The sequence below is a fragment of the Bacillus sp. ISL-4 genome (genome assembly GCF_018613275.1).
Taxonomy (GTDB): domain Bacteria; phylum Bacillota; class Bacilli; order Bacillales; family DSM-1321; genus Peribacillus; species Peribacillus simplex_E.
In genome coordinates this window covers 59190-85460 of record NZ_JAGGQN010000012.1, presented here as the reverse complement: position 1 = coordinate 85460, position 26271 = coordinate 59190, and the positions used below count along the sequence as shown (strand labels likewise).

The window sequence follows — 26271 nt, the reverse complement described above, 5'->3', positions numbered from 1 at the left end:
GTCCAATGTCTCATCTGACCTTCGAAGAAGAGCAGTTATGTTGGGAAAATTGGGTGGATTGCAGAGACCCGCTAGCCGGGGACATTTTGGTAAAGAAATACATACCTCTCGTATCGTATCATGTTCAACGTATTTCAGTAAGTCTTCCTAAAAATGTAAGCCGGGATGATATAAGGAGTTTAGGGATGATGGGGTTATTCGATGCCCTGGAACGCTTTGATACGAAGCGTGACCTGAAGTTTGACACATATGCATCTTTTAGAATTCGTGGTGCTATTTTAGATGGATTAAGGAAAGAGGATTGGCTTCCACGGAGTGCAAGAGATAAAGCCAAGAAAATTGAATCTGCAATAGAACAGCTGGAGCAGCAATACATGAGGAACCTTTCGCCAAATGAGATTGCCGCTGAATTGAATATCCCGGAAGATGAAGTATATGCTGCATTAAATGAGAATTTCTTTGCCAATGTACTATCTATTGATGAAAATCCCCAAGAGGACGATAAAGAAAGCGCGAATTTTCATATTAAAGATGAAAAGGCGGATTTACCTGAGGAACATGTGTTAAGGGAAGAACTGTATGTGGAATTAGCAAAAGTCATAGAAACGCTTAATGAAAAAGAACAGTTGGTTTTACAGCTTTTTTATAAGGAAGAACTAACATTAACCGAAATCGGACAAGTGATGAGCCTATCTACGTCCCGGATATCCCAAATACACTCTAAAGCGATATATAAATTAAGAAACACGATGCAAGATCAAAAGATTTAATCACGATATTTTGATTGAAGGGGGCTTTGGAGAACGAAGAAAGCCCCCATATGTCAACTTGAAAGAATTCTTACGGGTATCCGCAATAAATGTTTCGAAATCACAGAACGTTCGAACTGTACTTTGTCATGAAAGCATAGAGAAAGTAATCAAGAAAAAACAACAGTGAAAAAGATCCCCATCCGTATTAAGGTAACAGGATTGACTATTCCGGTTAATTAGGAGGCAACATGTCAACGTTTTTTATATTTCTGTTGTTTGTATTAAACATATTCACCATTTTTGCCATCATCGTTTTATATCTTCGCCAAAATCGTTTAAGTAAGTTGGAAAAAGACCAAAAAGCCATCATTGGAGAAATGGAACAACTTTTGTCTGGATATTTAATGGAGATGAAAGAGGACAACGAGACATTAGTAAAGGCATTTACCAATTCGGTGGCAATGAATCACGATCTTGGACAAAAAGGACAAGAACATGGTTCAATCAAAGAAACAAAGGAAGATAAGAAAGAAAAACAAGAACAAAACATTGAGTATGAAGAGGGAAGTCGTGCCGCAGCTAAAATGCAGGCGATTAACGCTTATAAAATAGTGCCTGAAGAAAATGAGGCCAATGCTTTACCCGTAAAAGTCGAGGACAAATTGGAGCTTTCATCGGCAGCCACTTCCCCTCAAAACGAGGGGAAGCCGGTTGGCATGGAATTTTCGGACATGCTGCAGGCTTCGTTAAATGAACGGTCATTGAATGAAAAAGTGGATATGTTAGCGGATCAAGGGAATTCAGTAGAGGAAATCGCCAAAAAGTTAGGTCGCGGTCAAACGGAGATAGAGCTATTACTAAAGTTTCGCAAGAATAGATAAAGTTATCTCTTGATTGTACAGAGCCATTATGATATATTATGAAATGGTGTTAATACACACGCCCCGTGATTCTTGCAGATGGTGCTGTTACGACAGTTTCTGTATGAAAATGATCGGTGCGGAGGAAAAACAAAACCATTTAGGAGGAACTAAAATGTCAGTCATTTCTATGAAACAATTGCTTGAAGCTGGTGTGCATTTCGGACACCAAACACGTCGCTGGAACCCGAAAATGAAGAAATATATCTTCACTGAGCGTAACGGCATCTACATCATCGACCTTCAAAAAACAGTTAAAAAGGTTGAAGAAGCTTATAACTTCGTGAAAGAACTAGCTGCTAACGGTGGTACTGTTCTTTTCGTCGGAACTAAAAAACAAGCTCAAGAATCTGTTAAAGAAGAAGCTATCCGTTCTGGTATGTACTATGTAAACCAACGTTGGTTAGGTGGAACTTTAACAAACTTTGAAACAATCCAAAAACGTATCACTCGTCTTAAAGATATCGAAAAAATGGAGGAAAACGGAACTTTCGAAGTCCTTCCTAAAAAAGAAGTTATCCAACTTAAAAAAGAATGGGATCGCTTAGAAAAATTCTTAGGCGGTATTAAAGATATGAAGACTCTTCCAGATGCGATCTTCGTTATCGACCCTCGCAAAGAGCGTATTGCTGTTGCGGAAGCACACAAATTACACATTCCACTTGTTGGTATCGTTGATACAAACTGTGATCCGGATGAAATCGATGTAGTTATTCCTGCGAATGACGATGCAATCCGTGCTGTTAAATTATTAACAGGTAAAATGGCAGATGCTATCTTAGAAGCTAAACAAGGCGAAGAAACAGCAACTGAAACAACTACTGCTTAATAAGTAAAAAAGGTTGCTTATTCAGTAAGAAAAAAGGTGATAAGAGGATAATGCCTTTTATCCCTTTTTTTTGCACTAAATAAACATACATAAAATCGCTGTACGGAATGTCTTTTTAAAAAGGTGTGGGCGATTTTTGAGGGATGAAAATCATCAACTAGTTTAGCTCCGTCAAATTGACTGAAAAAGTTGATGTTTTTTCAGAAAAATTGTCAAGACTCGTTATTTTCCTTGATGATAACAAGTATTTTTGGCAATAATGGGTAAAGATTGAATAAACTGCATTTAATTTGAGGAGGATATATATTATGGCAATCACTGCACAATTAGTTAAAGAATTGCGTGAAAAAACTGGTGCCGGTATGATGGACTGTAAAAAGGCACTTGTACAAACAGAAGGTGATATGGAAAAGGCAATCGATTTCCTACGTGAAAAAGGGATTGCAAAAGCTGCTAATAAAGGCGACCGTATTGCTGCTGAAGGTCTAACTTCAATCGTTGTGGAAGGAAACCAAGCGGTTATTCTTGAAGTGAACTCAGAAACTGATTTCGTTGCTAAAAACGAAGGCTTCCAACTTCTTGTTAAAGAATTGGCTTCATTCCTTCTTGCTAACAAACCTGAAAGCGTTGAAGCAGCGCTTGAGCAAACAATGGAAAATGGAGCAAAAGTTGCAGATCATATCAATGCTGCTGTTGCAAAAATCGGAGAAAAATTAACTCTTCGCCGTTTCCAAGTCGTTTCTAAAACAGATAACGATGCATTTGGTGCATACCTTCACATGGGTGGACGTATCAGCGTACTATCAGTTCTTGAAGGTACAACTGACGAAGAAGCAGCTAAAGGCGTTTCAATGCATATCGCTGCAATTAACCCTAAATATATCTCTCGTGACCAAGTAGATGCCAGCGAACTAGAACGCGAACGCGAAGTTCTTACTCAGCAAGCACTTAATGAAGGAAAACCTGAAAAAATCGTTGCGAAAATGGTTGAAGGACGTATCAATAAATTCTACGAAGAAATCTGTGTTAACGAACAAGCTTTCGTTAAGAACCCTGATCAAAAAGTGGGACAATTCGTTGAATCAAAAGGCGGAAAAATCCAATCATTCGTTCGTTATGAAGTAGGGGAAGGTCTTGAAAAACGTCAAGAAAACTTTGCTGAAGAAGTAATGAATCAAGTTAAAAAAGACTAATTGTCAGTTAATTAATAGTAGGGAACACTCTTGTGTTCCCTATTTTTTGAAATGTCATGAATTTTTGGTAGTATTGCAAGAAGGCATGATGAACGAATGAAAAGATTACATAGTTGGAGGTTCTCATGAGTAACGCTAAATATAAACGTGTCGTTCTAAAACTAAGTGGCGAAGCATTAGCCGGTGAAGAAGGATTTGGAATTAACCCTGCAGTAATTAAATCCATTGCTGAACAAGTCAAGGAAGTGGCTGAGCTTGATGTGGAAGTGGCTGTTGTTGTCGGCGGCGGAAACATTTGGCGCGGAAAAATAGGCAGTGAAATGGGCATGGATCGTGCTAATGCCGATTATATGGGTATGCTGGCTACAGTCATGAACTCATTGGCATTACAAGACAGCCTTGATCAGCTTGGAATTGAAACGCGCGTGCAAACTTCCATTGAGATGAGACAAGTCGCAGAACCATACATTAGACGCCGTGCAATCAGGCACCTAGAGAAAAAGAGAGTGGTGATTTTTGCAGCTGGTACAGGTAATCCATACTTCTCAACGGATACCACTGCCGCCCTGCGTGCTGCTGAAATTGAAGCTGATGTCATCTTGATGGCGAAGAATAATGTGGATGGCGTATACAATGCAGATCCGGTTAAGGACAAAAATGCAGTTAAGTATGATAAACTTTCCTATCTTGATGTGATTAAAGAAGGGTTGGAAGTAATGGATTCAACTGCGTCCTCACTATGCATGGACAATGATATTCCATTGATCGTCTTCTCAATCATGGAAAAAGGTAATATTAAACGGGCCGTTTTAGGCGAAACGCTTGGAACTATCGTAAGGGGGAAATAAAAGATGCCGAAACAAGTTATTTCGAATTCGAAAACGAAAATGGAAAAAGCCATTGGAGCGTACACACGTGAATTAGCAAGCATCCGTGCCGGAAGGGCAAATGCCTCATTGCTTGATAGAATCTCGATTGATTATTATGGTTCGCCGACACCAGTTAATCAAGTGGCTGGCATTTCTGTCCCGGAAGCTAGATTATTAGTCATTCAACCATATGATAAAACGGTATTGGGTGAAATCGAAAAGGCGATTTTGAAATCAGACTTAGGCTTAAATCCTTCTAATGATGGATCGGTCATCAGGATAGCCATTCCTGCGTTAACTGAAGAGCGCAGAAAAGAGCTTGTGAAAGTTGTGAAAAAAGAAGCGGAAGAAGCGAAAATAGCTGTCCGTAATGTGCGTCGAGATGCTAATGATGATTTGAAAAAGCTTGAAAAAAGTGGTGAAATCACTGAAGATGATTTACGTGGCTATGCTGAAGACATCCAAAAGATGACAGATGGCAATATCACGAAAATCGATGAAATTACAAAAGATAAAGAAAAAGAAATTTTGGAAGTATAATTTCCGCTGAAGAATTGATTGAGTAAAGAGGGCCGAATCCATACCGGGTCATGTCTTGGTTCTAACATATAGGTGTGCTTAAAGGAGAAAACTGTTATAATAAGGTTTCTCCGATATGATTACTCCTTGAGTTAGTATGTTGCATGCAAACGTTGGAGGTGGTCCTTTTTTTGCATTTTTCATGGTAATCATAACCGATTTTAGAAAAAAAGAAGTAATGATTTCTCCCTTTCTGGCTTCTAATGGAGAAATAATTTTCATAATAATAATATGAGAACCAGTTTTTTTTTGATATTATAATATAGATTCTTTTTAAGCGGCAGAAAGCTTGATATACATAGTGCACGAAAACTTTGCCTTTGTAGAGAGATAAGTACAACCTGATGGGGGACTAACATATGTATTCACTTTGGAAGCGTTTCGTTAAAAAAGATGCTTCTTCCGATGTAACAAATAGGATTCAGCATATTAAACAGTTTGATGTTCCTCAGCATATCGCCATCATTATGGATGGGAACGGCCGTTGGGCCAAAAAGCGTGCATTGCCACGTGTGGCGGGTCATCATGAAGGTATGAAAACCGTTCGTAGAATTACGAAAGTTGCCAATAAATTAGGGGTCAAAACTTTGACGGTCTATGCGTTTTCCACTGAAAATTGGAAACGTCCGAAAAGTGAAGTCGACTTTTTGATGAAGCTTCCACAGGAATTTCTTGGGACATTTTTACCCGAGCTCATTTCCGAAAATGTAAGAGTTGAAATGATAGGGGACTTGTCTCTCATTCCGTCACATACTCAAAGTGCCGTTAAACGGGCAATGGAAGACACGAAAGGTAATGATGGGATGATTCTGAATTTTGCCCTGAATTATGGAAGCCGCGGGGAAATTGTATCAGCAGTGAATAGCATCATTCAAGATGCTAAGAATGGTATAATAAAGGAAAATGTAACTGAGGAAATGCTATCCAGTTACCTGATGACCAAACATTTGTCGGATCCTGATTTACTGATCCGTACAAGCGGTGAAATCCGTTTAAGTAATTTCATGCTTTGGCAGGCGGCTTATACTGAAATGTGGTTTACTGAGGTGCTATGGCCGGATTTTAGTGAAGAGCATTTATTGCAGGCAGTTGAGGAGTATCAAAAGCGTTCACGAAGATTCGGTGGCGTTTAATGTAGAAGGCGAGGAAAATGGAATAATGAAACAACGAATTATTACGGCGGTCGTAGTTGCCGCTATCTTCATTCCACTAGTCATTTTAGGGGGCACTCCCTTTTTACTGACGGTTTATCTGTTAGGGTCAATTGGTTTGTATGAACTGATGAAAATGAAAAAGTTACGTGTACTGTCTTTTGAAGCATTTCTTTCACACATATTATTGTGGGTGCTTTTATTGCCTAATGAGCATACTGCTTTTTTAGCAGAAATAAATTACGATAAAGTTCAAGTCTTCTTAATCGGGGTTTTGCTGCTGTTACTTTATACAGTCGTTTCAAAAAACCGTTTCACTTTTGATGACGCAGGCTTTCTAGTGACTTCAATCCTATACTTGGGGATAGGTTTCTATTACCTATTTGAAACACGTGACTCTTTGGGGTTGGGGCTGATCTATATCCTGCTTACCTTATTTACGATCTGGGCAACCGATTCCGGAGCCTACTTCATTGGTAAATCGCTTGGTAAAAGAAAGCTTTGGCCAGAAATAAGCCCAAACAAGACGGTAGAAGGATTTATCGGCGGGTTATTTTCCGCTATGGTAGTGGGTGTTCTATTTTACGTCTTCTCCAACCTTGACTACACGTTATTACAATTATTATTGATTTCATTAATCATTGGGGTATTCGGGCAATTGGGTGATCTCGTCCAATCGGCGTATAAACGTCATTATGGCGTTAAAGATTCAGGGAAGCTTCTCCCGGGACATGGAGGAATTTTGGACAGGCTTGATAGCGTGATATTCATTTTACCGATTTTGCATTTATTGCATATTTTATAATATAAATATAGGCAAGCGTTATTGAATTAGGAGATGAACAATTTGAAAAATATCAGCCTTTTGGGCGCGACAGGATCGATTGGTCAACAAACAGCGGATGTAGTTAGATCCCATCCAGATCAATTCAAGATCGTGGCGCTTTCTGCTGGAAAGAATATAGAATTGGTCAGGACTTATATACAAGAGTTTGAACCGAAACTGGTTTCAGTCCAGACGGAAGAAGATTATCATGTTTTGAAAAGTGAATTCTCCAGCCGCAAAGATATCGAGTTCATGTATGGAGATGAGGGATTGACTGCTGTTGCCGTTTATGGTCAGGCGACGATATTGGTCAATGCTGTCATTGGAAGCGTGGGTCTTTATCCGACACTTCAAGCAATAAAGGCTAAAAAAGATATTGCTATCGCCAACAAGGAAACTTTGGTGACGGCAGGTCATTTGGTTATAAGTGAAGCAAAAAAAGCGGGGGTCAGATTGCTGCCGGTTGACAGTGAGCATTCCGCTATTTTTCAGGCATTGCAAGGTGAAAAGGAAAAAAATATAGAACGCCTAGTCATTACCGCTTCGGGAGGCAGTTTTCGAGATCGGACCAGGGAAGAATTGAAGGATGTAACGGTGGAAGAGGCACTGAACCATCCGAACTGGTCAATGGGAGCTAAAATCACGATCGATTCAGCATCAATGATGAATAAGGGATTGGAAGTAATCGAGGCCCACTGGCTATTCGATCTTCCCTACGATAAAATTGATGTATTGCTACATAAGGAGAGCATCATCCATTCCATGGTTGAGTTTCATGACTCCAGCGTGATAGCACAACTGGGGACACCGGATATGCGGGTGCCGATACAATATGCACTTACTTATCCGGACCGTATTCCGCTAGCAGGACGCAAACGACTTAATCTTGCTGAAGCAGGCAAACTGCATTTTAGCGATATGGATTTCACTAGATATCCTTGTTTGCAATTCGCCTATAAAGCAGGTAAAATGGGCGGAACGATGACTACTGTGTTGAATGCCGCCAATGAAGCCGCAGTCTCTGCATTCTTATCTGGAAAGATAACCTTCCTTGAAATTGAAACGTTAATTGAAAAAGCGCTGAATCAGCATTCCGTCATAGCCCTTCCAGATTTAGAAACGATTCAGGAAGTCGATAATATGACAAGGCAGTATATAGAATCTTTAGTGAAAGATAGGTGACCGGAACATGCAGACTTTAGAAACGATTATAGCGTTCATCATCATTTTTGGAGCTCTAGTATTTTTCCATGAGCTTGGGCACTTAGTGTTTGCAAAGCGAGCAGGAATTTTATGCCGTGAGTTCGCAATCGGTTTCGGGCCAAAAGTATTCACATATAAAAAGAAGGAAACCGTATATACCATTCGATTGCTCCCTCTTGGCGGGTACGTGCGTATGGCTGGTGAGGACGCAGAAAATATTGAATTGAAGCCCGGCTATCGGGTGGGATTAATGTTTGATAATGACGAGAATGTTACAAAAATCATTTTGAACAATAAAGATAAATATCCTGATATTCGTCTTGTGGAAGTTGAAGTGATCGACCTTGATCATAAACTGATCCTTACTGGTTATGAAGAGGGCGAGGAAGATACACTAAAAACGTTTGCCATTCATAAAGAAGCGGTGATCGTTGAAAATGGTGTAGAGAACCAGATTGCTCCTTTTGACCGGCAATTTGCCTCAAAGTCGCTTGGGCATCGTTTCCTGACGATTGTAGCTGGACCGGCAATGAATTTCGTTTTGGCTTTTGTCATTTTTGTGTTGATTGGCCTGTTTCAAGGAGTCGTGGTGGATGAAGCGAAACTTGGTGAGTTGACTCCAGATGGTTCGGCAGTAAATGCCGGTTTAAAATCGGGGGATGTCATTCAATCCATAGAAGGGACGGAAGTCTCCACTTGGGGAGATGTTCAGGAAAGCATTCAAAAGAACCCTGGGCAAGAGATCGAGTTCGTCGTTGACAGGGACGGGAAAACATTAGAAGTTCCGGTTGTTCCACAAGAAGTGGAGAGGGAAGGGAAGAAAATCGGCATTATCGGTGTTTACCCTCCTGTTGAAAAAGCACCGATTAAAGCTATACAATATGGTTTTACAGAAACGTATTTTTGGACAAAACAAATCTTCATCATCCTTGGTGACCTCGTAACGGGTGGATTTACGATCGACAGTTTATCTGGTCCTGTAGGAATATATAAATCAACTGAGGAAGTAGCGAAACAAGGTTTATTCACGTTAATGAAATGGGCAGGGCTGCTCAGCATTAACCTGGGAATCATGAACCTGCTTCCGCTGCCGGCATTGGATGGGGGAAGGCTGTTATTCTTTGTGGTCGAATTCTTAAGAGGGAAACCAATTGACCGTCAAAAAGAAGGAATGGTTCACTTCATCGGCTTTGCGTTGCTGATGTTATTGATGATTGTCGTTACATGGAATGACATCCAGCGGTTCTTCCTGTAAGACATGTTTGGACAGTGCAAAAAAAGGCCAGCAGATTTATCTGTTGGCCGTTTTCTTATCTGAAGGGATTTCCTAGTTTTTTAACCGTTTTGGGGAAATTGTTTGTTTTCTAGGGAAATCGTAAGTATAATCGAGAATGAGTATATTAAATTAGCTTTTCTGAAAAACGCGGAAAGTCTTTTTTGTATGAAATGACCGTATTCAAGTTGCGATATGAACTTTACCGTAGCCGCAATTAATTTAAAGGAAATATTGAAGAGGTGCAGATATGAAACAAAGTATGACATTGATCCCTACATTGAGGGAAGTGCCTGCAGATGCTGAAATCAAAAGTCATCAGCTGCTATTACGTGCAGGATTTATGAGACAAAACTCCAGCGGGGTTTATAGTTTTATGCCGCTTGGAAAGAAGGTGCTTCAAAAGGTTGAGGCTATCGTTCGGGAAGAGATGGAAAATGCTGGCGCAGTAGAACTGTTGATGCCGGCTTTACAACAAGCCGAATTCTGGCAGGAATCTGGACGCTGGTATACTTATGGTCCAGAGTTGATGCGGCTTAAGGATCGCAACAACCGTGAATTTGCGCTTGGTGCCACACATGAAGAAGTGATAACCAGCTTAGTTCGTGATGAGGTGAAATCATATAAGCGTCTTCCATTAACGGTTTACCAGATCCAAACCAAATTCCGTGATGAAAAAAGACCGCGTTTCGGATTGTTGCGTGGACGTGAGTTCATCATGAAGGATGCTTATTCTTTCCATGCTAATCAAGAAAGCCTGGATGCTGTTTATAAAAATTTATATGCGGCATATTCGAATATATTCAGCCGTTGTGGGTTGAACTTCCGTGCCGTCATTGCCGATTCGGGGGCAATGGGTGGTAAGGATACACATGAATTCATGGTCCTGTCTGAAATAGGGGAGGATACCATCGCTTATTCGGATAGTTCCGATTATGCAGCTAATATTGAAATGGCACCTGTGAGCGTAAAATATGAAAAAAGCTCCGAAGAACAAATTGCACTTGAAAAAATCCATACACCAGGTCAAAAAACGATTGAAGAAGTTGCTTCATTCTTGAATACTAGTGCAGAGAAACTAATTAAATCGTTATTGTTTAAAGTGGATGAAAAGTATGTGCTTGTATTGGTACGAGGAGATCATGAAGTCAATGATATCAAGCTGAAGAATTTTTATAACGCTTCAATCGTTGAATTGGTCGATCCAAATGAGACGAAAGAAGTCTTAGGATGTACAATTGGATCTCTTGGACCAATCAATGTCACTTCTGAAGTTGAAGTGATTGCGGATGTTGCCGTCGAGGCCATGGTTAATGGAATTTGTGGTGCAAATGAGGAAGACCACCATTATGTGAACGTAAATCCCGCTCGTGATTTTAACGTGGCCAATTATATAGATCTTCGTTTCATCCAAGAGGGCGACCCATCACCGGACGGAAACGGAATAATTAAATTTGCCAAAGGGATTGAGGTAGGACACGTATTCAAACTGGGAACTAAATATTCCGAAGCTATGAATGCGACATTCCTGGATGAGAATGGACGGATGCAACCTATGATCATGGGCTGTTATGGCATTGGTGTTTCCCGTACACTTGCCGCTGTTGCTGAACAATTCAACGATGAAAAAGGATTGGTCTGGCCAGCGAATTTGGCGCCATACCAAGTCCATTTGATTCCAATCAATATGAAGGATGAGGCTCAGGCTGCCCTTGCAGAAGATTTATATAATAATTTAAAGGCACAAGGCATGGAAGTTCTTATGGATGATCGTCAAGAACGTGCGGGCGTGAAATTCGCAGACTCTGACTTGATCGGTCTTCCTGTCAGGGTGACTGTTGGTAAAAAGGCATCCGACGGAATCGTCGAAGTGAAAATTCGTAAAACGGGTGAGGTTCTTGAAATTGAAAGAGCTGAACTGACTCAAAAGCTTCACGAAATAATGGCATAATTTAAAATAGCGGAATTAGGCATCATTCACTTGGATGATGCCTTTCCTTTTCATGGATTTGGATACTAGTGAAACACTCATGATATGTTATAATAGCCTCTGGTATCAAAAGAAAATGATAGTGAAAATAAGAGATAGTAGATAGGGGAGAGAGGGAATGGATCAAAATCCAAATAGCGGTAGAGAGAGATTTCAACTCTTGCTCCAGCAAATGGACTTGACTGAGGATGCCTTTGTGAATTATTTCATAGGTGCCGAAATTGATAAGCTCTCAATCGAGAGGGAGTCCAAAACATGGCATTTTGCTTTTAATATACCTGCATTAATTCCTTGCAGTGTTCATACAAGACTCGCTACTCATCTAGCAAGTACGTTTTCCCATATTGCGAAGGTCACATTCAACTTGAATGTAGCTAATCCGCAAGTGACGGAACAATTGGTAAAAGAGTATTGGAAAAACTGCATCGGCGAGCTTGAAGGCATGTCTCCGGCACTGTTATCACTTCTAAATGAACAAGTGCCAACGGTGAATGGATATAAGCTTATCGTTAGCGCCCGAAATGATACGGAGGCTGGTCAGTTGAAACGAAAATACTCCGGCATCATTTCGAATATCTACCAAACATTCGGTTTTCCTCCGTTGACACTTGAAGCGGAAGTGAAGGAAACGGTTTCGAATCCTGATTACCAGAAGTTTTTAGAAGAGAAACAAAAGGAAGACGCAGAAAAGGGACTTGCTGCCCTAGTGGAAATGCAGAAAAAAGAATCGGAAAAAGGCGGCGACGATGCCGTCTACGACGGACCGGTTAAAATTGGCTATACGATTAAAGAGGATGCTGATTTCCGCAGAATCGAACAAATTATTGATGAAGAGCGCAGGATTGCTATCGAAGGCTTCGTATTTGATGCAGAAGTTCGTGAGTTACGCAGCGGACGAAGCCTGTTGACTTTTAAAGTCACTGATTATACGAGCTCGATATTGGTCAAAATGTTTTCGCGTGATAAAGAAGATGCTGCCATACTTGCCCGAGTGAAAAAAGGGATGTGGGTACGTGCCCAAGGCAGCATCCAAAATGATACATTCGTACGTGACCTTGTAATGATCGCAAATGATATAAATGAAATATCTAAACAAGGACGGCAGGATAAGGCTCCAGAAGGGGAAAAGCGTGTAGAACTGCATATGCATACCCCAATGAGCCAGATGGATGCAGTGACACCTACTTCTGCACTTGTTGCCCAGGCTGCAAAGTGGGGGCATAAGGCCGTGGCCATTACAGATCATGCGGGAGCACAATCATTCCCTGAAGCTTATAGTGCCGGGAAAAAGAATGGTATCAAAATCCTTTATGGTGTCGAAGTGAATCTTGTAAATGATGGTGTACCCATTGTTTATAATGAGGCGCATATCGCTTTGGCAGATGCCACCTATGTTGTATTTGACGTAGAGACGACAGGCCTGTCAGCCGTTTATGATACGATCATTGAATTTGCTGCAGTGAAAATTCGTGACGGTGACATCATTGATCGATTCGAGTCATTTGCGAATCCGCATCACCCACTTTCCAATACGACGATAGAATTGACTGGAATCACTGATGATCTTGTAGAAAATGCTCCGGAAGTCTCGGAAGTACTAGAAAAGTTCAAGGAATGGGCGGGCGATGCGATTCTGGTTGCCCACAACGCAGCCTTCGATATGGGGTTTTTGAATATAGGCTATAAAAACCTGGGTTATCCTAAAGCTTCCAATCCTGTTCTTGATACATTGGAACTTGCCCGTTTCTTATATCCGGAGTTTAAAAATCACCGGTTAAATACATTATGTAAAAAGTTCGACATTGATTTGACCCAGCATCATAGGGCCATTTATGACGCCGAAGCTACAGGTTACCTTATGCTGAAGATGCTAAAGGATGCAATGGAAAAGGAGATTACCCATCATGATCAACTTAATGACAATATGGGTAAAGGAAATGCTTATCAGCGTTCCCGGCCGTCCCATTGTACGCTGATCGCGCAAACACAGGCTGGCTTAAAAAACCTTTTCAAATTAGTTTCAATATCACACATCGATTATTTCTATCGTGTGCCCCGACTGCCACGCTCACAACTTAAAAAGTATCGTGAAGGAATCTTGGTCGGATCGGGATGCGATAAAGGGGAAGTTTTTGAAGGGATGATGCAGAAGGGTTTTGAGGAAGTCGTCGATATCGCCGAATTCTACGATTATCTTGAAATCCATCCGAAGGAAGTGTATCAGCATTTGATTGAGCTTGAATATGTACGGGATGATAAATCATTAGAAACGATCATCTCTAATATCGTCAAGCTTGGTGAAAAATTGGATAAGCCAGTCGTAGCCACGGGAAATGTGCATTATTTGGATCCGAATGATAAAATTTACCGTAAAATCCTTGTGAATTCACAAGGTGGCGCAAATCCGCTGAATCGTCATAAGCTTCCTGACGTACATTTTCGGACAACTGATGAAATGCTACGGGAATTCTCCTTCCTCGGTTCTGAGAAAGCCAAAGAGGTCGTGGTAACCAACACGAATAAAATCGCTGATATGATTGAAGAAATCAAGCCAATCAAGGATGAGTTATACACACCTAAAATTGAAGGTGCAGAAGATGAGATGCGTGAAATGAGTTATGGCATGGCAAGGAAGATTTATGGAGAGAACCTGCCGGAAATCGTGGAAGCCCGTCTTGAGAAAGAATTGAAAAGCATCATTGGCCACGGTTTTGCCGTTATTTATTTAATTTCTCACAAACTTGTTAAAAAATCCTTGAATGATGGTTATCTAGTTGGCTCAAGGGGATCGGTTGGATCATCCTTCGTTGCCACCATGACTGAAATTACAGAGGTAAATCCGCTTCCGCCGCATTATGTATGTCCGGAGTGCAAGAAATCTGAATTCTTCAATGACGGTTCTGTAGGTTCCGGGTTTGACCTGCCAGATAAAGACTGTCCCGATTGTGGCATTGCTTATACAAAAGACGGGCATGATATCCCGTTTGAAACTTTCCTTGGATTTAAAGGGGATAAGGTTCCGGATATTGACTTGAACTTCTCTGGTGAATATCAGCCGAAGGCCCATAACTATACGAAGGTCTTATTCGGTGAAGAATATGTATATCGTGCCGGAACGATTGGTACGGTCGCTGAAAAAACGGCTTATGGATATGTAAAAGGGTATTCCTCTGATAATAACATCCATATGCGTGGAGCCGAGACTGATCGCCTTGTTGCCGGTTGTACTGGTGTGAAAAGGACGACTGGACAGCACCCGGGCGGAATCATCGTTGTTCCGGATTATATGGATATCTATGATTTCACACCAATTCAGTTCCCTGCGGATGACAGGAATTCTGAGTGGAAAACAACTCACTTTGATTTCCATTCCATTCACGATAATATTTTGAAACTTGATATACTTGGTCACGATGATCCGACTGTAATCCGGATGCTTCAAGATTTAAGTGGCATCGATCCAAAGACCGTTCCCACCGATGATCCAGAAGTAATGAAAATATTCAGCAGTACTGAATCTTTAGGAGTCACCGAAGAACAGATCATGTGTAAAACGGGTACGCTTGGCATTCCGGAATTTGGTACGCGTTTTGTCCGGCAGATGCTTGAAGATACGAAACCAACGACATTTTCCGAACTTGTTCAGATTTCAGGGCTTTCCCACGGTACGGATGTATGGCTGAGCAATGCACAGGAACTGATCCATAACCGCATATGTACACTAAGTGAGGTTATAGGCTGCCGGGATGATATTATGGTCTATCTGATATACCAAGGTCTAGATCCTTCCCTAGCGTTTAAAATCATGGAATCTGTACGTAAAGGGAAAGGGCTCTCGGAGGAATTCGAAGAGGAAATGAGGAAAAATGAGGTGCCGGAATGGTATATCGATTCATGTAAGAAGATTAAATACATGTTCCCGAAAGCCCATGCTGCAGCTTATGTCTTAATGGCTGTCCGGATTGCCTATTTTAAAGTGCATCTGCCTTTATTGTATTATGCTGCCTATTTCACAGTACGTGCCGATGATTTTGAAATCGACGCCATGACACGGGGACCGCAAGCGATCAAATCAAAAATGGAAGAAATCATGGTAAAGGGATTGGATGCATCCACAAAGGAAAAGAATACATTGACGGTTCTTGAACTTGCTTTGGAAATGTGTGAACGCGGATTTTCATTCGCTAAAGTGGACTTGTACAAATCCAGTGCAGATCAATTCTTAATTGAAGGAAATACTTTGATACCGCCTTTCAATTCGATACCTGGTCTTGGAACGAATGCGGCGATCAATATCGTCAACGCGCGGGGAAATGGTGAATTCCTTTCCAAAGAAGACCTTCAACAACGGGGGAAGGTTTCGAAGACCATCCTTGAATACCTTGATAAACAAGGCTGTCTGGAGTCATTGCCTGAACAAAATCAGTTATCTTTATTTTAAAGAGGAAACTGATTCCAAAAAGGAAGAAACAGACATGATATTTGCATAAATATCTTGATTATGGTATATTTTTATTGGAAATACTAAGAGGAACCAATGGCAAGAGTGGGGAAACCCACTCTTTCGTGTTGTATTGACCATTTAATTTTGAATCCGAAACCAAGCGCATACAACGCACGTATGGAGGAAACAAATGAGTAAAAAGGTAACGGAAGTCGTAGAGGAATTAGCATTACCAATTCTTGAAGAATTGCAGCTTGAATTAGTCGAAGTGGAGTATGTGAAGGAAGGTAAAAGCTGGTTCCTTCGAGTGTACATTGATAAAGAAACAGGCGTAGATATTGATGATTGCGGAAATGTGAGTGAAAAACTCAGTGAAAAGCTTGATGAGGTTGATCCGATTCCACAAAATTATTTTCTCGAAGTTTCATCACCCGGAGCTGAAAGGCCTCTGAAAAAAGAGAAGGATTTCCTTAATGCTATCGGTAAAAATGTTTACATAAAAACATACGAGCCCATTTTAGATGAAAAAGAATTCGAAGGAATCTTAACCAGTTTCGATGGTGCAGAAGTGACAATCGAAGTCAGAATCAAGACAAGAAAGAAAACGATCGTCATACCATTCGAAAAGGTAGCCAAAGCGAGATTGGCGATTACCTTCTCTTAAGTCAAGCAAATCATTAATTTAAATATCCGTAAGGGGGATCACCATGGGCAATGAGTTATTGGATGCTCTCTATATTTTAGAAAACGAAAAAGGAATTTCCAGGGAGGTTTTGATCGACGCGATTGAATCTGCCCTTATATCGGCCTATCGCCGTAACTTTAACCAAGCACAAAATGTACGTATCGACTTGAATCTTGGTAAAGGAACTATGCGTGTATTTGCCAGAAAAGACGTTGTTGACGAAGTGTTCGATTCACGTCTGGAAATTTCTATTGAAGAAGCAAGAGCAATTGATCCCAACTATCAGTTAGAGGATATTGTCGAAATGGAAGTAACACCTAAGGATTTCGGCCGTATTGCTGCACAAACAGCAAAACAAGTCGTCACTCAAAGAGTGCGTGAAGCTGAACGGGGCATCATTTATGCCGAATTCATCGATCGTGAAGAGGATATCATGACTGGCATCGTTCAACGCCAGGATTCCCGATTCATTTATGTGAGCCTAGGTAAAATCGAAGCTTTGCTCCCGGTGAATGAGCAAATGCCGAATGAACAGTATAAACCTCATGACCGCATTAAAGTTTTCATCACTAAAGTTGAAAAGACTTCCAAGGGTCCGCAAATTTTTGTATCCCGTTCACACCCTGGCCTTTTAAAACGTTTATTCGAAATCGAAGTGCCTGAAATTTTTGATGGAACAGTAGAAATTAAGTCAGTTGCCCGCGAAGCAGGCGACCGTTCAAAAATCTCCGTGCACTCCGATAACGAAGAAGTCGATCCTGTCGGTTCTTGTGTAGGCCAAAAAGGACAGCGTGTTCAGGCCATCGTCAATGAATTGAAAGGTGAAAAAATCGATATCGTTAAATGGTCGGAGAATCCGGTCATTTTCGTTGCGAATGCTTTAAGCCCTTCAAAAGTACTGGAAGTTATTGTTAAAGAAGAGGAAAAGGCGACGACTGTAATCGTTCCGGATTATCAACTTTCCCTGGCAATTGGTAAGCGTGGACAAAATGCCCGTTTAGCTGCCAAGCTTACAGGCTGGAAAATTGATATCAAGAGTGAAACGGAAGCCCGCGAAGCTGGTATTTATCCGGTGGAAGAACAGGAATTCCTTTTGAGCAGAGATAGTTATGGTACTGAAGAGGAAACAGATTTCGAAGAGGATAACGAGTAATTTGAGGTGAAAAAAGATGAATAGCCGAAAAAAAATCCCGATGCGTAAATGTGTGGCAACAGGCGAAATGAAGCCGAAGAAAGAACTCATTCGCATCGTTCGATCTAAAGAAGGGGAAGTCAGCCTTGATCCTACCGGAAAGAAATCGGGAAGGGGAGCTTATTTGACTCTTGATCGGGATGTTATCGAGCTGGCCAAAAAGAAAAATGTGCTGGCTAATCACCTTAGTACCCAAATCGATTCTTCCCTTTATGAACAATTGCTTGAATTAGTGAATAAGGAGAAAAACTAACAACATGACCCAACAACAACAATGGATGTCTCTATTAGGTTTGGCCAATCGAGCACGCAAGCTAATTTCGGGTGAAGAATTAGTGGTTAAAGAGATTAGAAGCGGTAATGCCAAAGTTGTTATTTTATCCGCGGACGCTTCAAAAAACACTGAAAAAAAAATATCTGATAAGTGCGCATTTTATCAGGTTCCTTTAAAAAGAGTCGAAAGCAGGTCAATGCTCGGCCATGCGATAGGTAAGGATGCAAGAGTTGCCGTCGCAGTTCTGGATGAAGGTTTTGCACAAAAACTCCGAACGCTGCTCGATTAAATTTTACGGGGGTGAACGTATGACAAAATTGCGTGTATATGAATATGCAAAACAAAAGAACGTTTCAAGCAAGGATGTAATAAATAAACTTAAAGAAATGAATATAGAGGTAACAAACCATATGACAGCATTAGACGATTCAACTGTAAATAAATTAAACGATTCAATCAAACCTAAAAACGAAGATAAAAGTCAAGCTGCTGAACCAAAAGCTAACGCTACGGTTGCAAAATACGAAGCAGAAGCAGATGAGAAGAGTACAGTCAATAAAGAAAAGCTTAAGAAAAAACCACCAGTTAAACCTGTAGGTACAAAAAAACCGACTGGGCAGTTTAACCGCGGTCGCAATAATAAGAATAAAAATAATAAACAAAGACAACAAGCGCCGGCGGCTCCTGTTACAAAACGTAAAGAAAGAGAACTACCAGAGAAAATTACGTTTTATGAGTCTTTGACGGTTATGGAACTTGGAAAAAAACTTCACCGTGAACCTTCTGAAATCATTAAAAAGCTCTTTATGCTTGGTGTTATGGCAACAATCAACCAAACTTTGGATAAAGATGCAATTGAATTGATTTGTACGGAATACGGTGTAGTAGCAGAAGAAGAGATTCGTGTCGACTTAACAGACCTTGAATCACTTGTCACTGAGGACGCTTCTGAAGATTTAATTGAACGTCCGGCTGTCGTGACGATCATGGGACACGTTGACCATGGTAAAACGACATTGCTTGATTCTATACGCCATACAAAAGTTACTGAAGGCGAAGCTGGCGGAATCACTCAGCATATCGGTGCTTATCAAGTTAAAGTTAACGATAAGAAAATAACTTTCTTGGATACACCAGGTCATGCTGCGTTTACAACAATGCGTGCCCGCGGTGCACAAGTTACCGATATCACCATTCTTGTCGTCGCTGCGGATGATGGCGTTATGCCTCAAACGATTGAAGCGATCAACCATGCCAAAGCTGCAGAAGTTCCAATTATCGTCGCTGTCAATAAGATGGATAAAGAGGCTGCCAATCCGGACCGTGTCATGCAAGAATTGACAGAACATGGTTTAGTTTCTGAAGCATGGGGCGGAGACACAATTTTCGTACCAATTTCAGCTAAAAACGGTGAGGGTATCGATAGCTTGCTTGAAATGATTCTTCTTGTCAGTGAAGTGGAGGAGTATAAAGCGAATCCATCTCGTAAAGCAAATGGAACGGTTATCGAAGCACGTTTGGATAAAGGGCGCGGATCGGTTGCCACTTTGCTTGTTCAAAACGGAACGTTGAAAATCGGTGATCCGATTGTTATCGGTAATACATTCGGACGTGTTCGTGCTATGGTCAACGATCTTGGACGCCGTGTTAAGGATGCAGGTCCTTCAACACCGGTTGAAATCACTGGATTGAACGAAGTGCCACAAGCAGGCGATCGTTTCATCGTCTTTGAAGATGAGAAAACGGCCCGTCAAGTTGGGGAAGTGCGTGCACAGAGACAACTTGCTTCACAACGTAATGAGAAATCCCGTGTAACCCTAGATACATTATTCGAGCAAATGAAAGAAGGGGAAATCAAAGAATTGAACATCATTCTAAAAGCTGATGTTCAAGGTTCTGCGGAAGCAGTAGCCGCTTCCCTGAATAAAATAGAAGTGGAAGGCGCTAAAGTGAAAATCATACACATTGGCGTCGGTGCTATTACAGAGTCTGACATCATCCTTGCTACAGCTTCGAACGCAATCGTCATCGGATTCAACGTCCGTCCTGATGTGAATGCGAAGCGTGCAGCTGAATCAGAAAGTGTTGATGTCCGTCTTCACCGCATCATCTATAAAGCGATTGAAGAGATCGAGTCGGCTATGAAAGGGATGCTTGACCCTGAATTCGAAGAAAAAATTATCGGTCAGGCTGAAGTTCGTACGACTTTCAAAGTATCCAAAGTAGGTATGATTGCCGGTTCTTACGTTACAGAAGGAAAAATTACACGTGATAGCGGAATTCGCTTAATTCGTGAAGGTGTCGTCATTTACGAAGGTGAAATTGATGCATTGAAACGTTTTAAAGATGATGTAAAAGAAGTGGCAACGAACTATGAGTGCGGTATTACGATTAAAAATTACAACGACCTTAAAGAAGGCGATGTAATTGAAGCGTATGTAATGGAAGAGATCGAACGTAAATGATCGTTGGCTCTGTCCAATGTGAATGCATCATCCATGACACCCATTCTTTGAAAGAAAAAAGGGCAGTGCTTCAGCGTGTAATGACACGGCTTAAGCAGAAGTTCAATATTTCTGTAGCAGAGACCGATTTTCAGGAATTATGGCAGCGGACAAAGATTACTATCGTAACCGTAACATCCTCAAGGAAGGCTACTGAACGGGAACTTCAAAATGCCCTTAAATTTCTAGATTCTTTTCCGGAACTAGAGCGAACAATAACAGATATAGACTGGCTTTAGGCTATCGAGGTGATATTATGAGCCTTCGTTCAAATCGTGTTGGCGAACAAATGAAAAAAGAGCTGAGTGAAATTATCGGCCGAAAAATTAAAGATCCAAGAATCGGATTTGTAACAGTGACGGATGTCGCGGTTACAGGCGATTTACAACAGGCAACAGTTTATATTTCCGTTTTGGGTGACCAGGAACAAAGGGAGAAAACCCTTCAAGGTCTAGCTAAGGCGAAAGGATTCATGCGTTCAGAAATTGGGCAGAGAATCCGCCTGCGCAAAACCCCTGAGCTGTTTTTTGAATTTGATGAATCGGTCGATTATGGTAATCGTATCGAGTCGTTGATTTCCCAAATCAATTCAGAGGATAAACCGGCTGAAAAAGACGAGGAATAAGCAAGCAGTAAAAGGAGGCCGACTCAATAAGTGCTTTGCACTTCTTGAAGTCGGTCTCTTTTTTTTGAAAACTGAATATGTAAAAAAGGAAAAACACCTTTCGAAATTGGAATTCATTTTGCTTTATGTAGTTTAGGGTGTTTTATAAATGATGAGGTGAAAGCGTGAACGGTATTCTTCCATTATGGAAACCCAAGGGATTGACATCCCATGATTGTGTTTTTAAATTAAGAAAGATTTTAAAGACAAAAAAGGTTGGGCACACAGGTACTTTAGATCCTGATGTAACAGGGGTTTTGCCTATTTGTATCGGGAGGGCAACTAAGATAGCCGAATATTTGACAGAAGCCGGTAAAGCGTATGAAGGGGAAGTGACCCTTGGTTTTTCAACGACAACTGAAGACGCAAGCGGTGAAAAAGTGGATGAGAAAAAGATTGATCAAGTGATTCAGCGTAAACGGATTCTTGAAGTGCTGGAATCATTGACTGGAAAAATTGAACAGACGCCGCCGATGTTTTCAGCGGTAAAAGTAAACGGGAAGAAGTTATATGAATATGCCCGTGCAGGGATAGAAGTGGAGAGGCCTACAAGGGAGGTCACCATCTATGGAATTACCCTTCTCGATGATCGTTCTGAATTTAAAGGGGATACCATTTCTTTTCGTTTTCGCGTCAAATGCAGCAAAGGAACGTATATTCGGACGCTTGCAGTCATGATGGGTGAAGAACTGGGTTTTCCTGCCCATATGTCAGACTTGACGCGTATTGAATCAGCAGGTTTTAAGCAGGAGGACTGTTTTACATTTGCTGAAGTGGAAGAGTTCATGGAAAGTGGACAAACGGATGAATTTCTGTTGCCTTTGGAGCGGGGATTATTTCATTTGCCCAAATTTCAGATTAGTGATAAAGTAGCAAAGAAAGTACTTAACGGTGCGGTATTGGAACAAACAAAGGATGTTGATATTGAAAAAGGGAAGCCTTTTGTGATGGTCGATCCAGCTGATAAGGCCATTGCCATTTATCAAATACATCCGACAAAAGTGGGATTAATTAAACCTGTAAAAGTATTGGCACAAGAATTATAGACCGTTTTACCGCCGGAAAGAGGAGATTGAAAGGTGAAAGTGATCGCAATAGAGCATCCTCATCAATTTAATTCGGATGATTTTCCCGAGCTTGTAATGGCGCTTGGATTTTTTGATGGTATACATAAAGGTCATCAGATTGTTATTCAAACCGCCAAGAAAAAAGCCGATGAAATGAATCTTAAGTCAGCAGTCATGACATTTGACCCGCATCCTTCTGCAGTACTGGGTAGGAAAACGGAAAATATCCGCTATATCACTCCACTTGAAGATAAGGTGGATATCATAGAGTCGATGGAAATCGATTATTTATTCATTGTCCATTTCAGCAAGGAATTTGCTTCCGTACTGCCGGAACGGTTCGTTGACGAATACATTGCCGGGCTGAATGTCCGTCACGTAGTTGCAGGCTTTGATTATTCATACGGTCGCTATGGTCAAGGATCGATGGAAGATTTGCCTGTTTACGCACAAGGAAGGTTTTCGCAGACAGTCGTTGAAAAACAGACACTCGAAGATGAAAAGGTTAGCTCGACGAGAATCAGGGAAACTCTCGGTAATGGCAACTTTTCCGACTTTCATCATTTGGCTGGCCGCCGCTATTTAACGAAAGGCCATGTCGTTCATGGTGAAAAGCGGGGCAGGAAGCTGGGTTTCCCCACCGCTAATATTGAAGTAAGTGACGATTATATCTTCCCTGCTGCAGGCGTATACGCTGTCAGGATCAAAATAAGCGGTAAATGGTATAATGGAGTTTGCAATGTCGGCTACAAACCTACGTTCCACGAAGAAAAACCTAAGTATCCCACTGTAGAGGTTCATGCATTGGAGTTCTCGGGAGATATTTATGGCAACCAGGTATCGGTGGAGTGGCATACAAGACTTCGGAGTGAACAAAAATTTTCCGGACTTGAAGCATTGGTCGCTCAGATCGAAACAGATAAGCAAAATGCAATAGCCTATTTTGCAAAGCTTGAAGCATAAAAGACAAGACTTGCAATTTTAATAAAAAACATGTATTCTATTGTATGTATGAAAATAACCATTGCTTGGCTAGTCGAGACTCCGACGCTGGCTCGGTAATAGGTGATTTTACAGAATTTTAGGAGGAATAATAACATGGCAATTACACAAGTACGCAAAAACGAACTTATCGCTGAGTTCAGAACTCACGATACTGACACTGGATCTCCAGAAGTTCAAATCGCAGTATTAACAGAAGAAATCAACAACTTGAACGGTCACTTACGCACACACAAAAAAGATCACCATTCACGTCGCGGTCTTCTAAAAATGGTAGGTAAACGTCGTAATCTTTTAACTTACCTACGTAACAAAGACGTTACTCGTTACCGTACACTAATTAACAAATTAGGTCTACGTAGATAATTTTTTCAGGAAGGCGGGAAATTTCCCGCTTTTTTGATGTTAATCAAATGATTTGGACGTGTTCTACTTAAGGCTGGGCCTTCGTCCTTGGGACTCGGCAGGAGCCGGGTCCTTTTCCATTTATAAATGATCAGGATATACATAATCAAATGAATGAAATTTTTATTCATTTTACTGTTAATGCTTGTTTTTTTCGTGCATAATAGGAATAGTTTGGTTTTAACTCGAGTTCAGTTACTTTCACATATAAATGATTTAATCCAATACAGGTTTAGGTAACTAAGCCTCTAAGTGAAGATTCAGAGAGGGGTTTAATAAATGGGACAGGAAAAACATACGTATTCATTTGACTGGGCCGGCCGTAATGTAACGGTAGAGATAGGGCAATTAGCCAAACAAGCGAACGGGGCAGTTTTAGTCCGTTATGGAGAAACTGCTGTATTAAGTACTGCGACAGCTTCAAAGGAACCTAGAAATGTCGACTTCTTCCCTTTGACAGTGAACTATGAAGAAAGACTTTATGCAGTCGGTAAAATTCCGGGAGGCTTCATCAAACGTGAAGGACGACCAAGTGAAAGGGCAATTCTTGCAAGCCGTTTAATCGATCGTCCTATCCGTCCGCTTTTCGCAGATGGTTTCAGGAACGATGTTCAGATCATCAGCATGGTCATGAGTGTCGATCAAGATTGTTCTACGGAAATGGCAGCTATGCTAGGTTCTTCCCTTGCACTTTCAGTTTCCGATATTCCGTTCGAAGGTCCAATTGCTGGAGTTTTAGTGGGGAGAATCAATAATGAATTCATTATTAACCCTACTGTTGACCAACTAGCCAAAAGTGACATCAATCTGACGGTTGCCGGCACTAAAGATGCTATCAACATGGTTGAAGCCGGAGCAAATGAAGTGCCAGAGGAAACCATGCTTGAGGCAATCATGTTTGGACATGATGAAATCAAGAAGATCATTGCATTCCAAGAGAAAATCGTTGCTGAAATCGGCAAGGAAAAAATGCAGGTCACTTTATATCAAGTGGATGCTGAACTGGAAGCAGAAGTGAAAGGCCTATGTGAAGCAGACTTGAACAAAGCTGTACAAGTTCAGGAAAAACATGCTCGTGAAGACGCAATCAAAGCAGTAAAAGATCGTGTGTTGGTTCATTATGAAGAAGAAACTGATGAAGAAAAATTAAAACAAATCAAAGAAATCCTGAATAAATTGGTCAAATCCGAAGTCCGCCGTTTAATCACGGAAGAAAAAGTGCGTCCGGATGGCCGTAATCCTGACGAAATCAGACCATTATCATCAGAAGTTACCATTCTGCCCCGTACTCATGGTTCCGGATTGTTCACGCGCGGACAAACCCAAGCGCTATCCATCTGTACATTAGGTGCTCTTGGTGATGTGCAGATTCTGGACGGACTTGGTACCGAAGAGTCAAAACGTTTTATGCACCATTATAATTTCCCGCATTTCAGTGTTGGTGAAACTGGCCCTATCCGTGGTGCAGGACGCCGTGAAATCGGTCATGGTGCACTTGGTGAAAGAGCATTGGAGCCTGTCATTCCAAACGATAAAGACTTCCCATATACAATCAGACTTGTTTCTGAAGTCCTTGAATCAAACGGTTCAACATCACAAGCAAGTATCTGTGCAAGCACTTTGGCAATGATGGATGCCGGTGTTCCATTGAAAGCTCCAGTTGCCGGTATTGCGATGGGTCTTGTCAAAACAGGTGAGCACTATACAATCTTAACGGATATTCAAGGTATGGAAGATCATCTGGGAGACATGGACTTTAAAGTCGCAGGGACTTCAAAAGGTGTTACTGCCCTACAAATGGATATTAAGATTGAGGGTCTTTCAAGAGAGATTCTTGAAGAAGCTTTACTACAAGCCAAACATGGCCGGATGCATATTTTGGAATCAATGATGTCAACAATCAATCAACCGCGTGAGCAGTTATCCAAATATGCTCCAAAAATCGTTACAATGTCCATAAATCCGGATAAGATCCGTGATGTAATTGGACCGAGCGGAAAACATATCAACAAAATCATTGAAGAAACTGGCGTGAAAATCGACATCGAACAGGATGGAACGGTATTCATTTCTTCTACTGATGAACCAATGATTCAAAAAGCGAAGAAAATCATTGAGGATATCGTACGTGAAGTCGTAGTGGGCGAACTATACTTAGGTAAAGTTAAACGTATCGAAAAGTTCGGTGCCTTCGTTGAAATCTTCAATGGTAAAGACGGTTTGGTACATATTTCTGAACTGGCTGAAGAAAGAGTCGGAAAAGTGGAAGATGTCGTTTCACTTGGCGATGAATTATTGGTCAAAGTTACTGAGATCGATAAGCAAGGAAGGGTAAACCTTTCCCGTAAAGCGGTCTTGAAAGAGCAAAAAGAGGCAGCTAACCCTTCTCAATCGTAATGGAAAATGAAAAATCCGGCATGCGATTCCTTGTGAATCTGCATGCTTTTTT

General features: G+C 41.1%; 23 protein-coding genes. All 23 read left to right on the top strand.

The features are described from left to right. Positions 1-5: 5 nt before the first annotated feature. The 23 genes from J7J00_RS09775 to pnp all read left to right on the top strand — a co-directional run bounded on the left by J7J00_RS09775 (position 6) and on the right by pnp (position 26219). On the top strand, positions 6-770 hold the full coding sequence (locus tag J7J00_RS09775) for a FliA/WhiG family RNA polymerase sigma factor (protein WP_214790235.1): 765 nt from the start codon (positions 6-8) through the stop codon (positions 768-770). A gap of 230 nt (positions 771-1000) precedes the next feature. Further along, positions 1001-1633 carry a hypothetical protein gene (locus J7J00_RS09770; protein ID WP_214790233.1) on the top strand — a complete coding sequence of 211 codons (633 nt, stop codon included), beginning with the start codon at positions 1001-1003 and terminating at the stop codon, positions 1631-1633. A 154-nt stretch (positions 1634-1787) separates the two neighbouring features. Further along, complete coding sequence (gene rpsB, locus J7J00_RS09765) at positions 1788-2501, top strand: 30S ribosomal protein S2 (RefSeq protein ID WP_053345349.1); 714 nt, start codon at positions 1788-1790, stop codon at positions 2499-2501. A 308-nt stretch (positions 2502-2809) separates the two neighbouring features. Next, entirely contained in the window at positions 2810-3694 is an 885-nt protein-coding gene (gene tsf, locus J7J00_RS09760; RefSeq protein WP_144527112.1) for a translation elongation factor Ts, read from the top strand. Between the two features lie 125 nt (positions 3695-3819). Then, a complete protein-coding gene (gene pyrH / locus J7J00_RS09755; protein WP_034313639.1) occupies positions 3820-4542 on the top strand; it encodes a UMP kinase in 723 nt (240 codons plus the stop codon). A 3-nt stretch (positions 4543-4545) separates the two neighbouring features. Further along, positions 4546-5103 (top strand): ribosome recycling factor, encoded by a 558-nt coding sequence (gene frr, locus J7J00_RS09750; protein ID WP_214790231.1) that lies wholly within the window; start codon positions 4546-4548, stop codon positions 5101-5103. 398 nt (positions 5104-5501) lie between these two features. Then, positions 5502-6275, top strand: a complete 774-nt coding sequence (locus tag J7J00_RS09745; protein WP_144527113.1) for an undecaprenyl pyrophosphate synthase — start codon at positions 5502-5504, stop codon at positions 6273-6275. 25 nt (positions 6276-6300) lie between these two features. Beyond that, on the top strand, positions 6301-7098 hold the full coding sequence (locus J7J00_RS09740; protein ID WP_214790229.1) for a phosphatidate cytidylyltransferase: 798 nt from the start codon (positions 6301-6303) through the stop codon (positions 7096-7098). A 42-nt stretch (positions 7099-7140) separates the two neighbouring features. After that, positions 7141-8301: a 1-deoxy-D-xylulose-5-phosphate reductoisomerase gene (gene dxr, locus J7J00_RS09735; RefSeq protein ID WP_214790227.1), complete on the top strand. Its 1161-nt coding sequence runs from the start codon at positions 7141-7143 to the stop codon at positions 8299-8301. A gap of 7 nt (positions 8302-8308) precedes the next feature. Next, entirely contained in the window at positions 8309-9577 is a 1269-nt protein-coding gene (gene rseP, locus J7J00_RS09730; protein ID WP_034313629.1) for an RIP metalloprotease RseP, read from the top strand. A 268-nt stretch (positions 9578-9845) separates the two neighbouring features. After that, positions 9846-11546 carry a proline--tRNA ligase gene (locus tag J7J00_RS09725; protein WP_214790225.1) on the top strand — a complete coding sequence of 567 codons (1701 nt, stop codon included), beginning with the start codon at positions 9846-9848 and terminating at the stop codon, positions 11544-11546. A gap of 157 nt (positions 11547-11703) precedes the next feature. Further along, a complete protein-coding gene (locus tag J7J00_RS09720; RefSeq protein WP_214790223.1) occupies positions 11704-16026 on the top strand; it encodes a PolC-type DNA polymerase III in 4323 nt (1440 codons plus the stop codon). A gap of 193 nt (positions 16027-16219) precedes the next feature. Further along, positions 16220-16693: a ribosome maturation factor RimP gene (gene rimP, locus J7J00_RS09715; RefSeq protein WP_214790221.1), complete on the top strand. Its 474-nt coding sequence runs from the start codon at positions 16220-16222 to the stop codon at positions 16691-16693. Between the two features lie 43 nt (positions 16694-16736). Continuing rightward, positions 16737-17867, top strand: a complete 1131-nt coding sequence (gene nusA, locus J7J00_RS09710) for a transcription termination factor NusA (protein WP_214790219.1) — start codon at positions 16737-16739, stop codon at positions 17865-17867. Positions 17868-17883: 16 nt separating this feature from the next. Next, positions 17884-18159, top strand: a complete 276-nt coding sequence (rnpM, locus tag J7J00_RS09705; protein WP_061462443.1) for an RNase P modulator RnpM — start codon at positions 17884-17886, stop codon at positions 18157-18159. 4 nt (positions 18160-18163) lie between these two features. Beyond that, complete coding sequence (locus J7J00_RS09700; RefSeq protein WP_061144653.1) at positions 18164-18469, top strand: YlxQ family RNA-binding protein; 306 nt, start codon at positions 18164-18166, stop codon at positions 18467-18469. A 19-nt stretch (positions 18470-18488) separates the two neighbouring features. Next, entirely contained in the window at positions 18489-20645 is a 2157-nt protein-coding gene (gene infB / locus J7J00_RS09695) for a translation initiation factor IF-2 (protein WP_214790217.1), read from the top strand. After that, complete coding sequence (locus J7J00_RS09690) at positions 20642-20923, top strand: DUF503 domain-containing protein (RefSeq protein WP_214790215.1); 282 nt, start codon at positions 20642-20644, stop codon at positions 20921-20923. The genes infB and J7J00_RS09690 overlap by 4 nt, the downstream gene beginning before the upstream one ends. 17 nt (positions 20924-20940) lie before the next feature. Further along, complete coding sequence (gene rbfA, locus J7J00_RS09685; RefSeq protein WP_034313607.1) at positions 20941-21309, top strand: 30S ribosome-binding factor RbfA; 369 nt, start codon at positions 20941-20943, stop codon at positions 21307-21309. 164 nt (positions 21310-21473) lie between these two features. Then, complete coding sequence (truB, locus tag J7J00_RS09680; RefSeq protein ID WP_214790213.1) at positions 21474-22394, top strand: tRNA pseudouridine(55) synthase TruB; 921 nt, start codon at positions 21474-21476, stop codon at positions 22392-22394. Positions 22395-22427: 33 nt separating this feature from the next. After that, a complete protein-coding gene (gene ribF / locus J7J00_RS09675; protein WP_214790211.1) occupies positions 22428-23378 on the top strand; it encodes a bifunctional riboflavin kinase/FAD synthetase in 951 nt (316 codons plus the stop codon). A gap of 135 nt (positions 23379-23513) precedes the next feature. Further along, positions 23514-23783, top strand: coding sequence for a 30S ribosomal protein S15 (gene rpsO, locus J7J00_RS09670; protein ID WP_053345367.1), 270 nt, complete (start codon positions 23514-23516; stop codon positions 23781-23783). A 318-nt stretch (positions 23784-24101) separates the two neighbouring features. Further along, positions 24102-26219: a polyribonucleotide nucleotidyltransferase gene (gene pnp / locus J7J00_RS09665; protein WP_214790209.1), complete on the top strand. Its 2118-nt coding sequence runs from the start codon at positions 24102-24104 to the stop codon at positions 26217-26219. Positions 26220-26271: the final 52 nt, after the last annotated feature.

What these genes read in the sequence shown, in the direction of transcription:
- nusA (WP_214790219.1), top strand. Translation starts at nt 16,737, where the DNA reads ATGGGCAATGAGTTATTGGATGCTCTCTATATTTTAGAAAACGAAAAA.
- rnpM (WP_061462443.1), top strand. Translation starts at nt 17,884, where the DNA reads ATGAATAGCCGAAAAAAAATCCCGATGCGTAAATGTGTGGCAACAGGC.
- J7J00_RS09740 (WP_214790229.1), top strand. Translation starts at nt 6,301, where the DNA reads ATGAAACAACGAATTATTACGGCGGTCGTAGTTGCCGCTATCTTCATT.
- rpsB (WP_053345349.1), top strand. Translation starts at nt 1,788, where the DNA reads ATGTCAGTCATTTCTATGAAACAATTGCTTGAAGCTGGTGTGCATTTC.
- tsf (WP_144527112.1), top strand. Translation starts at nt 2,810, where the DNA reads ATGGCAATCACTGCACAATTAGTTAAAGAATTGCGTGAAAAAACTGGT.
- J7J00_RS09770 (WP_214790233.1), top strand. Translation starts at nt 1,001, where the DNA reads ATGTCAACGTTTTTTATATTTCTGTTGTTTGTATTAAACATATTCACC.
- J7J00_RS09745 (WP_144527113.1), top strand. Translation starts at nt 5,502, where the DNA reads ATGTATTCACTTTGGAAGCGTTTCGTTAAAAAAGATGCTTCTTCCGAT.
- rimP (WP_214790221.1), top strand. Translation starts at nt 16,220, where the DNA reads ATGAGTAAAAAGGTAACGGAAGTCGTAGAGGAATTAGCATTACCAATT.
- J7J00_RS09690 (WP_214790215.1), top strand. Translation starts at nt 20,642, where the DNA reads ATGATCGTTGGCTCTGTCCAATGTGAATGCATCATCCATGACACCCAT.
- J7J00_RS09700 (WP_061144653.1), top strand. Translation starts at nt 18,164, where the DNA reads ATGACCCAACAACAACAATGGATGTCTCTATTAGGTTTGGCCAATCGA.
- rbfA (WP_034313607.1), top strand. Translation starts at nt 20,941, where the DNA reads ATGAGCCTTCGTTCAAATCGTGTTGGCGAACAAATGAAAAAAGAGCTG.
- rpsO (WP_053345367.1), top strand. Translation starts at nt 23,514, where the DNA reads ATGGCAATTACACAAGTACGCAAAAACGAACTTATCGCTGAGTTCAGA.
- J7J00_RS09775 (WP_214790235.1), top strand. Translation starts at nt 6, where the DNA reads ATGTCTCATCTGACCTTCGAAGAAGAGCAGTTATGTTGGGAAAATTGG.
- infB (WP_214790217.1), top strand. Translation starts at nt 18,489, where the DNA reads ATGACAAAATTGCGTGTATATGAATATGCAAAACAAAAGAACGTTTCA.
- pyrH (WP_034313639.1), top strand. Translation starts at nt 3,820, where the DNA reads ATGAGTAACGCTAAATATAAACGTGTCGTTCTAAAACTAAGTGGCGAA.
- pnp (WP_214790209.1), top strand. Translation starts at nt 24,102, where the DNA reads ATGGGACAGGAAAAACATACGTATTCATTTGACTGGGCCGGCCGTAAT.
- frr (WP_214790231.1), top strand. Translation starts at nt 4,546, where the DNA reads ATGCCGAAACAAGTTATTTCGAATTCGAAAACGAAAATGGAAAAAGCC.
- J7J00_RS09720 (WP_214790223.1), top strand. Translation starts at nt 11,704, where the DNA reads ATGGATCAAAATCCAAATAGCGGTAGAGAGAGATTTCAACTCTTGCTC.
- rseP (WP_034313629.1), top strand. Translation starts at nt 8,309, where the DNA reads ATGCAGACTTTAGAAACGATTATAGCGTTCATCATCATTTTTGGAGCT.
- J7J00_RS09725 (WP_214790225.1), top strand. Translation starts at nt 9,846, where the DNA reads ATGAAACAAAGTATGACATTGATCCCTACATTGAGGGAAGTGCCTGCA.